Below are 10,260 nucleotides of genomic sequence, written 5' to 3' on the forward strand. Positions count from 1 at the left end.
AGCAGCTGCAGGCTGAGCTATATATGCAGTTCCCGTTGAGCTAGACCCCTGGCAACCGTCAGTTGTGTGATCAGACTATTGCTACTGTTGTAGATCCCATTGACAACTCCAGCGGGGCTTTGGTCTTTCAGTGAAACATTAATTTGCAACGAATTGGCAGCATATTGATCAGTTGTCCAATCCGCACCAGGCACCGTCAGTGTGATAGAAAAATCATCGCGAATGCTGGATGTCGTACGGTTTTTATCTAAGCTGTTGAACCGCACGACTGGCAAGATAACGTCAACTGACATCGGTGCCGCCGATGTTGCGCCCTCTGCAGTTGCCTCCACTTGAGTCGATCCAATATCGACACCAGTGACGCTGATGTATGCCCGGCTCTGTCCAGCGGGAATAGTCACCGTCGCTGGAGTAACGCACACCTCCGATGCGATGCATCGCAGATTCACCGTCACCGCCTCAGCGCCATTACTAACCACGTCATTAATGAGACGCTCTACATAAAACTCCCTGTAATAGTTGTACAGCCCCTTGCCCACAATCAACTTTGAACCGCTGTACTTTGTAAGTCTCAGACCCTGTGCTGCAGCTGTTACCGTCTGAACCTCTGATTTTTCTGCGGTAATACCTATGACTTCAGCCTCCACTCTATAAGTCCCAGCAGCTGCAGGCTGAGCTATATATGCAGTTCCCGTTGAGCTAGACCCCCTGGCAACCGTCAGTTGTGTGATCAGACTATTGCTACTGTTGTAGATCCCATTGACAACTCCAGCGGGGCTTTGGTCTTTCAGTGAAACATTAATTTGCAACGAATTGGCAGCATATTGATCAGTTGTCCAATCCGCACCAGGCACCGTCAGTGTGATAGAAAAATCATCGCGAATGCTGGATGTCGTACGGTTTTTATCTAAGCTGTTGAACCGCACGACTGGCAAGATAACGTCAACTGACATCGGTGCCGCCGATGTTGCGCCCTCTGCAGTTGCCTCCACTTGAGTCGATCCAATATCGACACCAGTGACGCTGATGTATGCCCGGCTCTGTCCAGCGGGAATAGTCACCGTCGCTGGAGTAATGCACACCTCCGATGCGATGCATCGCAGATTCACCGTCACCGCCTCAGCGCCATTACTCACCACGCCATTAATGAGACGCTCTACATAAAACTCCCTGTAATAGTTGTACAGCCCCTTGCCCACAATCAACTTTGAACCGCTGTACTTTGTAAGCCTGAGCGAAAATTTCTGCCGAACATCCACATTCAAAGTCTTACCAATCAGGCCAAGCGAAGTAATACCGATGGAGGTTTTCCCTTCTGTCAGCGCCTTCACAGTGACCGCACCGTCGCATAAATCTGCCCCGTAGGCACAAACACCTCAGCAGACTCACAGCAGCAATCGCCGGATTCTGGCTAACAACAGAAACAGTAATCCCGCCCAGTGGAGCGGCTTTGCTCAACTGCACGCGAACCGTGCGGCTGAGCTCTTCATTCATCACCAGGTCTGCAGCAGGATCAGTGTTAAGACTGATGGCGTCCACATTTACGCTGGTCTGGCCGGACTGGTAGCCGGCAGCGGTTGCAGTCAAGGTGGTGGCACCCAAGGCCTTGCCATTGATGCTGAAGCTCACCCGGCTTTGACCCGCAGGGATGAGCACGGTGGCAGGAGCTTGGGCCAGACTGCTTTGCGCGACAGCCAAGTTAACGGTCAAGCCGCCTGCAGGGGCTGGCTCCGTAGCTTCCAATGTCACCGTAGTGCTGCCCGTCGGCGCCACCACTACGCTGGATGGCAGTACCAACGCCTTGCCGCGCACGGCGACGGTGGCCAGCGCGCTGGCGTAGCCGTCTGCCTGCGCCGTTAAACGGCTGGTACCGTCAACCAAGCCAGTCACTTCAAAATTTACACTTTGCTGACCGGCAGGCACTACCAAGCTGCTGGGGCAGAAAGCACCGCCGTGTCCGCGTTGTCCAACCGCACGGCCACATTGCTTGCAGCGGGAGCAGGCAGCGACAAGGTCATGGGGTAGTTGCGATTGACCCCGACTGTGGGACTGGCAGGGGCCAAACCGAGAGAAGGCAGGCTGACCACCTCAATGACGGTTTCCGCCATGCCCAAGGTGGCGTGGCTCGCAGTGATCTTGGTGGAGCCCAGGCTGCTGGCCTGCACCTCCAGATCGGCGCTGGTTTGACCCTCAGGCACGGTGACACGGGTAACGGCCGATGCGACCGAAGGAACGCTGCTGCTGACATCGATCAGCGTGCCGCCTGCGGGGGCTGGTGCGTGAGCGAGACGCGCAGCATGGCCACCACACCGGGGCTGAGCTTGAGTTTGGCCGGCTCCAGCGCCAAAGGCGCTTGGCCGATATGCACCAGACCTTGCTGCACCAGGTAAGGGATACCGACGATGCCCCAGACCACCTGCGTGCGAATGGTGCCCGCAGGCACATTGATTGCATTGAGCGAGTTGCCATTGGCGGTATTGCCCGTACCCACCGGTGACGAAGCCAGGTCCATGCTGATCGCAGGGCCACTGTGGTGGTTGATGGCGGTGTTGTTGATAACGGGCGAAGCAGATTCAATCGCCACACCGCTGCCGTATTCGATGACGACATGGCCCAGCTGCGTCAGTGCCTGGTTGGTGCCTGCGGTGAAGCGCCATTGCCGCCAGTCACCGGCAGCGGGTGTCGCAGATGCCGAGGTGATCTTGATGGAAGGCTGGGAGTGCCCACCGCCTGGAGTGCACCCCGCTTCAAAGTAAAGCTGGCGGCGGCCGCCATCTGGATGTGACACCGGGCTCAATACTCAAGGTAGCGTTGTTATCCACAATCACATCGCCCTGGAACAGATAGGGCGACTGCGCTGCACGCAATGTTGTGTTGCTGGTGATCACGCCCGTCACTGGCGTTTGTGCCAAGGCCGACGGGGCCGCACAGAGCAGCATCAGCCAAAAGGCCCAGCATCTGCAAGCCCTGCCAGGCCTTGCGTGCCCAGGCCGCCGCTTGGAGCGCTGAAGATGGTTGTTGTTGGTACATGCTTCCCCCGGTATTTCTCATTTTTTGTTTGCACTCATAAGCGTCCACACGGCGCTTGCAGCCGGTGGTTGGCGGTCTGTTGGATGGCGGCGGCTTGGGCCACTTGCTGCGCATAGGCTTGCCAGCCGCCGTCTAGCCAATAGGCGGGCAAGGTGACTATTGCGGCACTGCGGCCCGCTTTGGATGCATCGGTGCTAGGCGCCAAGGTACTTTCGACCTGGGCACGCAAGGCATCGCTGACCACCCCATCGGTGATGACCACCAGCGCCTGGGCGTAGCCCGCATGACGTACATGCTTGAGCCGGTCTTGGTAGGCGCGCGCAATGGCGGCCACCAACTTGGCATCGCGCTCTTTGCCTTCCACCCGTACGGCGACGAGCTGCTCGGACGGCACCGGCCACTGCGCCTGAGGCGCACGTTGCATGGCTTCGCTGGCGGAGATCACCGTCCAGTGCATGCCCTGGCCCAGAGCGGCTATCCAAGTCTGCGCATCCAAGGGCTGCAACAACGGTTGGCTACCTGCCGTCCCCGCTTGCGCGGCCTGCCATGCTCGGACACCGCCCCGCACCGCTTGCAACTGGACAAAGCCTTGCTGCCGCAGTGACGGCAGGCCTGGTCAACCTCGGCGATGTCGAGCCGGAGCCCAGCAGCACCACGGACGTTTGCTGCAAGAAGCGTTTGCTGGCCATGTCAGAAAGCTCCAGCTGCAAAGCGCGCGCAATGGGTGCTGCGCGTTGCAGGCTGCGCGGGCGCACATCCGCCAAGGTGGGGGGGCTGGCGCTTTGCACCGATGCAGCCGCCTCAGCAGCGTTTACCCAGCAGGCCTGGTCCAGCGCGAGCGGCGCGGTTTGCACCAGCCATGCCAGCGCGGGCGTCTCTGTGGTTGGCGCTGCATATTGCGCAGCCGAACAGCCCAACTCCTTGGACGGGCAGAAGCCGATTCAGCCTCCACCAAAGGCGGAGGCGCAGTCGCTGGCCGCGACCAAGCTGCTGCATCTCTGGCAGTACCACCCAAGGCTGCGCCGACCAAGACGGCCAGCGCAGCGTGCACACCCCACCTGGGGCCGCACGCCATGGTCTTAGCGGCCATCGCTCGCTCCCAGCACGCCCTTGCGTCGCAGCCCGGCCCAGCGCCGCCAAACCGGTCAACAGCGACAGCATCAGCACAGCCAGCCAACCCAGCCCGGCACTGGCACGGCTTGCTCGTCGGCAGGCAGCGGCCCGCTTTGGATCACCGGGCCGCCCGGGTCTTTGATGACGCCATTGGCGGCCAGGTCGTCATCGCCCAGCTGGCCATCGGTGATGGTGAAGCTCACCCGGTTGCCCTCCAGCTTGAGGTTCTTGGGCACGTACCAAAGGCTGCGGCCACGTGAAGAAGGCGTGGGGCCGTACTTCATGTAGTTGCTGATGCCAAACAGGTTGGGCCACTCGGTCGTGACGGTCACCGTGCTGCCCACGTCACAGCCGACCAGTTCGTACTCGAACACGCCATGGGGGAACAGCAGCACATCAAACAGCGGCAACCAGCCTTGCGCCCGCTTGACGGCGGTCTTGTCAGGGTTGAAGCGGCAAGTGGCGCCACCGCCCGTGACCGAAGCCTTGAGCGTGCCCGTTCCCGTTGGCGTGGGGATGGTGACTTGCTTGTCACCCGCGGGGGCCGGGGTGTTCTTGAGGCCCAGCTTGACATCGGGCGCACCCGCCATCGCCACCACACTTCGTAGTCGCCCGCCGTCGCGTTGTCGCTGAACATCAGCGATGCCGCCAGGCCCTGTGCATCGGTCGTCGCTTGCGCAGTCAAGCCGCCACCCGCAAAGACAGCGCCTGCACCGCTGGCGGGCATGCTGAAGCTCAGCACACGCCCTGCCACCGGTTCACCCTGGCCGTTGACCAGCTTGACACGGATCACCTCGGCAAAGGCCGTACCCACCACCGCAGACTGGCCGCCACCGGCAAGCACCTGCAGGTTTCAGCACAGGCGCCGTTACAGCGGTGTTCGTCAATGCAAACCGCACGCCGTCTGCCACACCGCCTGCACTGGCCAGCACCTCGAAGCTGCCTTCGGTGTTGTTGGCCGTGAGCAGGGCGCGCTGGCAAAACCATTGGCATCGGTTTGCACCTCTGCTTGCAAAGCGCGCCTGCAACGTGGCACTGGCACCGCTGGAAGGCAACTCGAAACGAATGCTGTGGTTTGCCACGCCCAGGCCTTGGCCATCCACCAGTTTGACGGCAAGCGCTTGCGCAAAGGCAGCGCCCACATGGGCCGACTGGCCGCTGCCGCAACGCCAAGCAGCTGGAGCACTTGCACCGGCTGCGCCGTGTTGGTCAGCGCGAACGTCGCCTCGCCGGAGACCCTGCCGCTGTAGCACTCGCCTGGTAGCTACCCTCCGCGCTGTTGGCCGTCAGCACTGGCGAGATCGCCAAGCCTTGGGCATCGGTAGAGACGCTAGCGGTTTGGGAGCATCGGCAAAGCTAGCCGTGGCACTACCCACTGCAGCCGATGGCAGCGTGAACACCACCACGTGACCGGCCATGGCTGCGCCTTGCGCATCGACCACCTTGGCTTGCAAGCGCTGGGCAAAGGCCTGGCCTACGTGTGCAGTCTGGTTATCGCCCGCCACCCGCTGCAAGGTCAAGATGGGGGGTTGCCGCATCGCTGTTGCGCAAGTCAAAGCTGGCGGGGGTGTTGACGCCGCCGTCCACAACTGGCAAGCACTTGGTAGGCACCCACGACGCATTGGCGGTGATGGCATCGGCGCTCGCCAGGCCTTGGGCGTCGGTGCTGACCTGCAAGGCGGCGGTGCCGTTGCTGAACAGCGCACTGGCGCCGCTGGCTGGGGCCGTAAAGCGCAGGGTCTGACCGGCTACCGGGGCACCGTTCTCATCGGCCAGACGTACCTGGAGCGGCGTCGCAAACGCAGTGCCTATTTGGGCAACCTGCTGGTTACCGCTGCTGATGGCCAAGGTCCAGCTCTTGGTGGCAGAGCCGTCATCCTTCCAGGCCGCAGATACCAGGCCTATCCACTGCGCTACGGGCTGCCATGCCGCATCACGCCCACCACCTTGCGGCAGCGCACGCAGTTTTTCTTGCGCTTGCAGCAGCGCAGCAATCGCATCGCCCAGCTTTTGCTGCTGGACCGCATCGGCTGCTTGGTCGAACAGGGCCACCAACTGGGCCTTTTCTGCGTCAGCCAGGCCTGCAATGGCGGGCAGCGCTGTGCGTGCATTGGCCTCCGCCTGCTGCTGTGCATGGTGCGCAGGGTTGTGCGACCAGCTGTCCACCACCACCGCATCGGCGGTATTGCGCAGCTGGGATTCCAGGCTAAAGGCCTTGGCATCGGCAGGCAGCTGTAGCCACAGCTCAACGCCTTGCTCTGCACCGGCAGCCAGGTCCATAGGCCAGCTTAGCTGGTCGCCGCTTTGCGCGGCAGCGGGCTTGGACGACAGCAGCTGGGCGCCGTTGCCCAAGGCCGTGCTCAGCGTGAGCTGGCGGGCCTTGTCGTCGCCATTGTGGATGACAGTCTTCAGGTACACGCTGGATTGGGCGAGCATCGGGTCTACCAGTTTGGGCGTACTCAGCACCATCTGGGCCTGGAGCCATGCCGTCCACTCCGTGCCGCTCAGCGGCTCACCCAGGCTGTCAAAGCCCATCGCCAGTACCTGGCCCTTGCCATAGCTGCTGCGCACGGCGGCGGTTTCTCCGCTGGCGTAGCGCAGCTCAGTGGTCGCCGGCGCATCGGCCACCAAAGCCCAGCTTGGGTTGGTGAGCGGCAGCGCGTTAGTGCCCAACTGCAGAGCAAGCGTTAGGCAACGGCTGATCGGCATAGCTGCCCAGATCTCGGCAATGGCACGCAGATGGGTATCGGCAGCGCCATCCACCACCAGCGAGGCACCACGCAGCACGGCAGCGCGCACTTCCTCCTGCAGGTGGGCGCTCAGATCGCTGAGCGACCCGCTCAGCCACAGCAGGCTGAAGTCGCCAGCACGCAACGCCTTTTGGAAGGCAGCAGCTGTCTCAACGATCTCGGCCTCATCGTCATACGTGGCCAGCACCGTTTGCGCGGCCTGGCGTTTTTGCGCGGCGCAGGCGGTGTCTGCGCCGCAGCCGATATAGGCCAGCACGCGCATACCCTGTCTGCTGTTTGCGTGGCAGTCACGGCCTCGCTGCTCTGAATACGGATCAAGGTAGAGGCGCTGTTGTTGCTGCTGATATCGTCCTTGGTGGACGAGCCGATACGCGCAGCCACGGCAAACTCCTTGGCGCTGCTGTCCTTGTCGGTTTGCACTTCCAAGGTCAGGATCGCGGTGGAACGCGTTGCCATATCGCCCAGGGTCCAGACACCATTGGCATAGCTGCCCACAGCGGCCGATGGGCTCAGCACGGTTAAGCCCGCTGGTATTTCCACATTCACCGTGGTCGCCACAGACGTAGCCGGGCCCAGGTTTTCTGCGGTGATCGTGACGGTGGATTTGTCGCCTCGCTTGACGGTAGCAGGGCTGGCACCTGCAGCTACTGCCAGGTCGGCCTTGGGCTCGAGGTCGGGGTTGTCGGGCGCGGCGGCACGCTTGGCAAACAGATAGCCGGCTGCAGCGGAGCCAGCAGTCAGCTCAATGCTGCTGAACTTGCCCGCCTCGCTCTGCCCACCCGCAGAGCCCGCCAGCGCCGCGCCATCCACCAGGCCATCGCTGACACCAACGACCAAGGTGTAGAGCCTGGCTTGAGGTTGGTGAAGTGGAACGCGCCTTGCGCATCGGTATACGACGTTTGCAGCTCGCGGCGCCCGTGCTGGCTTGGGTGCCGCTCAGTTTGACCTCGGTCACGGGGATGCCCGGCTCGCCACTGTCGCGCAGGCCATTGGCATTGCTGTCCGGTACACGAGGCCCGCGATGCTGGCCTCGGCCGCGCCGGCCACAAAGCCAATGCTGTACTGGCCGCTGGTATTGGCATCGAAGATATTGAGGAAGTAGCTCCAACTCAGGTCTTCATTGCGCTCCTTGGACAACCAGACGTTTTCTGCAGGCACGATATAGCCATCCGACCGCGTGACCTGCACCGGCAGCTTGGCGCCGCGCGCCGGATCGGGCACGCGGGCATAGGCAAAGCCCTGGGCTACAGGGCTAAAGCGCAGGCTGGCGTTGTTGCCCTGCACGGTCATCTGTGCCGACGCCGTCTGGTTCTGCACCTCGGTGTCTGCGCCATCGGACTCGTAGACCCGATAGACGTCGCCATCCTTGGCGAGAAAGTCGCGCACCTTATCGCGCCCTGCCAGATCCACGCGCACATCCTGGACCAAGGTATGCGTGCGCACTTCCTTGATCAGCGAGGTGACCGCCCCCCCAGGGAATCGGCATGGGTGAAGCTGGCATTGAACTCGACAAATTTGCCTGCAGACTGGTGACCATGGACCAGCGGCCCATTTTGGAAGTGCCTGACTCTATGTCGCCAAAGTCCAAAAGCAGGCTCTTGCCTGCTGGTTGGTCGCCGACATAGCCGCCGAATTTGAAAGCTGATCGCCAGGCCCTGCCGGTTCTCCACAATGCGGGGCTGGGCGGTGTCGATCTTGGTCTTGTGGGATGTGCCGCCGCCCTGGTTCTTGATGCGGACGCCCAGGTAAAGGGCTCTGCTGCTTCGGTCTCTGGCGTGAAGGCGTCGTCGGCATAGACATCGCGCGGCAAAAAGTAATCCAGCACCAGCTCGGGCTGGGGGCGTACCACGATGGATTCTGGCGCCACGTCAACGGAATCTGCCTTGCCGTCGAGCGTGTAGCTGACCTTGGCACCCACGTAGTACACAGCGCCTTGCGGGTTGCTGCCACCACTGCCCGCTGCGGGGATGATGAGCCAGTTGATATGGGCCACCGCCTTGGGCGCGATGACACCACCCTGGAGACTGGTGATGCCTGTCACCTGGTCAGTGCGGTAAAAGAACGTCGCCCCTGGGCATTGGGGTCCGAGGTCGCAACCACCAGGTTGTTGTTGGCATCGAGAAACTTCAGCTCGATGGAGACGTTCTCCAGCTTCTGGTCCGCCAGGCCATTGGTGATGACCATCTTGGCATCAAAGGCCTGGCGCTCCAGCGAAAGCTTTTGTTCAATGACAATTTTGACTTCGGCACACACAGCGTCTGCCGCCTGCGCAAAGGCACTGCTGATCGAATACAGCAGCCCCAGCACCAACATGCCCACCACCGTTGCCCAGCTGGTAAACAGCGGGCGGCCCCTCTTTTTTTGATACATGCAAGTCGTGTGTCCATCTGTAGTCGGCCCAGGTCCATGGATGCACCCCTGGTCCTCCACTTCACTTGATATCCGTCAATTAACAACAATAATTTACTGATGTCAATTGATAGCTTTATTTCATCTGAAGCGCATTGGAATGAACACTGCTTACAGGAAGCTGACAGATAGTTAGGCAAATGCAACAGTCACCTGAAAGGTGGGTACTGACTACCTCCAGTCGCTTGGCGGGCAAAGCATGCCAAGCATTGCCTCATGAAGAGAAGCGGATCGAGGAGCAGTAGCAGGAAGGCAGCGCAGTGGCCCGCCCGGGTTCGCGCTGAAACCCGGGCAATGCGCTGTGCAACGGATCGTCAGGCCAGCCGCGGCTGGCGCAGCTGCTGCATGCGGTAGATCAGCCCCTGGGGCAGGCGCGGGCGAGCGCGCGATGTCGACGGCGTCGCGGCCTTTGAAGTCGGCCACCGAGACGTCGGCGCCGGCGTCGAGGAGCAGCTCCAGGGTCTTGAGGCGACCGAGGCGTGCGGCATAGAAAACAGGGGTTTCGCCGTGCTCGCGCAGGTTAAGGAGGGCTGGGCCTGCAGCAGCGCGCGGCACATGGCCTCGTCATCGCGCCACACGGCGGCCCACAGCGAGTAGCTGGCATTGGCGCCGTGCGAGAGCAGCAACTCCACCAGCGGCAGGTTTTCGCCTCGGGCCACGGCAAACCACAGCGCGGTGGCGCGGAACTCGCCATTGCACTCGCCCATCGGGGCTTCGGCCTCCAGCACGGCACCGGCGGCCAGCAAGGTGGCCACGGTTTCCAGGCCGTGGTATCGGCTGACTGGGCGTTTTGCGCTGCTACGCCACAGGCCACCTGCAAGGCGGTGCGCCCCTTGCCATCGACCGCCTGGGCCCACTGCGGCGCCTGCGTCAGCAGCTGGGCCACCAAGGCGGCATCCCAACGCTTGGCAGCAGCAAACAGCGAGGTTTCGAAGGCAGACTCATGCAGGGCTCCTTA

Annotated in this window: 16 protein-coding genes and 1 pseudogene; 1 reads left to right on the plus strand and 16 read right to left on the minus strand. The window is 61.8% G+C overall.

Annotated elements, in window-relative coordinates; genetic code table 11:
- Positions 1–17: 17 nt before the first annotated feature.
- From ACFODQ_RS01010 to ACFODQ_RS01045, 8 genes are all read right to left on the minus strand, one after another.
- Positions 18–1,331, minus strand: a complete 1,314-nt coding sequence (locus ACFODQ_RS01010) for a hypothetical protein (protein ID WP_377014495.1) — start codon at positions 1,329–1,331, stop codon at positions 18–20.
- Entirely contained in the window at positions 1,270–1,923 is a 654-nt protein-coding gene (locus ACFODQ_RS01015; RefSeq protein ID WP_377014497.1) for a hypothetical protein, read from the minus strand. The genes ACFODQ_RS01010 and ACFODQ_RS01015 overlap by 62 nt, the downstream gene beginning before the upstream one ends.
- Positions 1,923–2,198 (minus strand): hypothetical protein, encoded by a 276-nt coding sequence (locus ACFODQ_RS01020; RefSeq protein ID WP_377014499.1) that lies wholly within the window; start codon positions 2,196–2,198, stop codon positions 1,923–1,925. Before ACFODQ_RS01020 ends, ACFODQ_RS01015 begins: the two co-directional genes overlap by 1 nt.
- Positions 2,199–2,251: 53 nt before the next feature.
- Positions 2,252–2,788 (minus strand): hypothetical protein, encoded by a 537-nt coding sequence (locus ACFODQ_RS01025; RefSeq protein ID WP_377014501.1) that lies wholly within the window; start codon positions 2,786–2,788, stop codon positions 2,252–2,254.
- Positions 2,748–2,939, minus strand: a complete 192-nt coding sequence (locus tag ACFODQ_RS01030; protein WP_377014503.1) for a hypothetical protein — start codon at positions 2,937–2,939, stop codon at positions 2,748–2,750. The genes ACFODQ_RS01025 and ACFODQ_RS01030 overlap by 41 nt, the downstream gene beginning before the upstream one ends.
- A 125-nt stretch (positions 2,940–3,064) precedes the next feature.
- Complete coding sequence (locus tag ACFODQ_RS01035) at positions 3,065–3,526, minus strand: hypothetical protein (RefSeq protein ID WP_377014505.1); 462 nt, start codon at positions 3,524–3,526, stop codon at positions 3,065–3,067.
- 19 nt (positions 3,527–3,545) lie between these two features.
- The gene (locus ACFODQ_RS01040) at positions 3,546–3,884 is read right to left on the minus strand and encodes a hypothetical protein (protein ID WP_377014507.1); all 339 of its coding nucleotides are present in this window, start codon (positions 3,882–3,884) and stop codon (positions 3,546–3,548) included.
- A 306-nt stretch (positions 3,885–4,190) separates the two neighbouring features.
- Complete coding sequence (locus ACFODQ_RS01045; RefSeq protein ID WP_377014509.1) at positions 4,191–4,733, minus strand: choice-of-anchor U domain-containing protein; 543 nt, start codon at positions 4,731–4,733, stop codon at positions 4,191–4,193.
- A 135-nt stretch (positions 4,734–4,868) separates the two neighbouring features.
- Between ACFODQ_RS01045 and ACFODQ_RS01050 the strand changes: the two genes are divergently transcribed.
- Entirely contained in the window at positions 4,869–5,393 is a 525-nt protein-coding gene (locus ACFODQ_RS01050) for a hypothetical protein (protein WP_377014511.1), read from the plus strand.
- A 36-nt stretch (positions 5,394–5,429) separates the two neighbouring features.
- Here ACFODQ_RS01050 and ACFODQ_RS01055 read toward each other — a convergent pair whose 3' ends face one another.
- The 8 genes and pseudogenes from ACFODQ_RS01055 to ACFODQ_RS01090 form a co-directional block, all read right to left on the minus strand.
- Positions 5,430–5,648 carry a hypothetical protein gene (locus ACFODQ_RS01055; protein ID WP_377014513.1) on the minus strand — a complete coding sequence of 73 codons (219 nt, stop codon included), beginning with the start codon at positions 5,646–5,648 and terminating at the stop codon, positions 5,430–5,432.
- Positions 5,635–7,080 (minus strand): hypothetical protein, encoded by a 1,446-nt coding sequence (locus tag ACFODQ_RS01060; protein ID WP_377014515.1) that lies wholly within the window; start codon positions 7,078–7,080, stop codon positions 5,635–5,637. The genes ACFODQ_RS01055 and ACFODQ_RS01060 overlap by 14 nt, the downstream gene beginning before the upstream one ends.
- Complete coding sequence (locus ACFODQ_RS01065; RefSeq protein WP_377014517.1) at positions 6,984–7,730, minus strand: DUF11 domain-containing protein; 747 nt, start codon at positions 7,728–7,730, stop codon at positions 6,984–6,986. The genes ACFODQ_RS01060 and ACFODQ_RS01065 overlap by 97 nt, the downstream gene beginning before the upstream one ends.
- Positions 7,731–7,844: 114 nt before the next feature.
- The gene (locus ACFODQ_RS01070; protein WP_377014519.1) at positions 7,845–8,309 is read right to left on the minus strand and encodes a hypothetical protein; all 465 of its coding nucleotides are present in this window, start codon (positions 8,307–8,309) and stop codon (positions 7,845–7,847) included.
- Positions 8,281–8,934 (minus strand): hypothetical protein, encoded by a 654-nt coding sequence (locus ACFODQ_RS01075; RefSeq protein WP_377014521.1) that lies wholly within the window; start codon positions 8,932–8,934, stop codon positions 8,281–8,283. Before ACFODQ_RS01075 ends, ACFODQ_RS01070 begins: the two co-directional genes overlap by 29 nt.
- Positions 8,931–9,215, minus strand: a complete 285-nt coding sequence (locus tag ACFODQ_RS01080; RefSeq protein ID WP_377014523.1) for a hypothetical protein — start codon at positions 9,213–9,215, stop codon at positions 8,931–8,933. Before ACFODQ_RS01080 ends, ACFODQ_RS01075 begins: the two co-directional genes overlap by 4 nt.
- Before the next feature lie 258 nt (positions 9,216–9,473).
- Entirely contained in the window at positions 9,474–9,857 is a 384-nt protein-coding gene (locus ACFODQ_RS01085; RefSeq protein WP_377014535.1) for a hypothetical protein, read from the minus strand.
- A gap of 56 nt (positions 9,858–9,913) precedes the next feature.
- A pseudogene (locus ACFODQ_RS01090) lies at positions 9,914–10,009 on the minus strand (hypothetical protein); the annotation flags it as partial.
- Positions 10,010–10,260 lie beyond the last annotated feature (251 nt).

It is taken from the genome of Comamonas sp. JC664 (assembly GCF_042647185.1).

Bases quoted from the DNA above. Each gene is read 5' to 3' on its own strand.
- ACFODQ_RS01045 (WP_377014509.1), bottom strand. From the start codon at position 4,733: ATGGCGGGTGCGCCCGATGTCAAGCTGGGCCTCAAGAACACCCCGGCC.
- ACFODQ_RS01050 (WP_377014511.1), top strand. From the start codon at position 4,869: ATGCTGAAGCTCAGCACACGCCCTGCCACCGGTTCACCCTGGCCGTTG.
- ACFODQ_RS01030 (WP_377014503.1), bottom strand. From the start codon at position 2,939: ATGCTGCTCTGTGCGGCCCCGTCGGCCTTGGCACAAACGCCAGTGACG.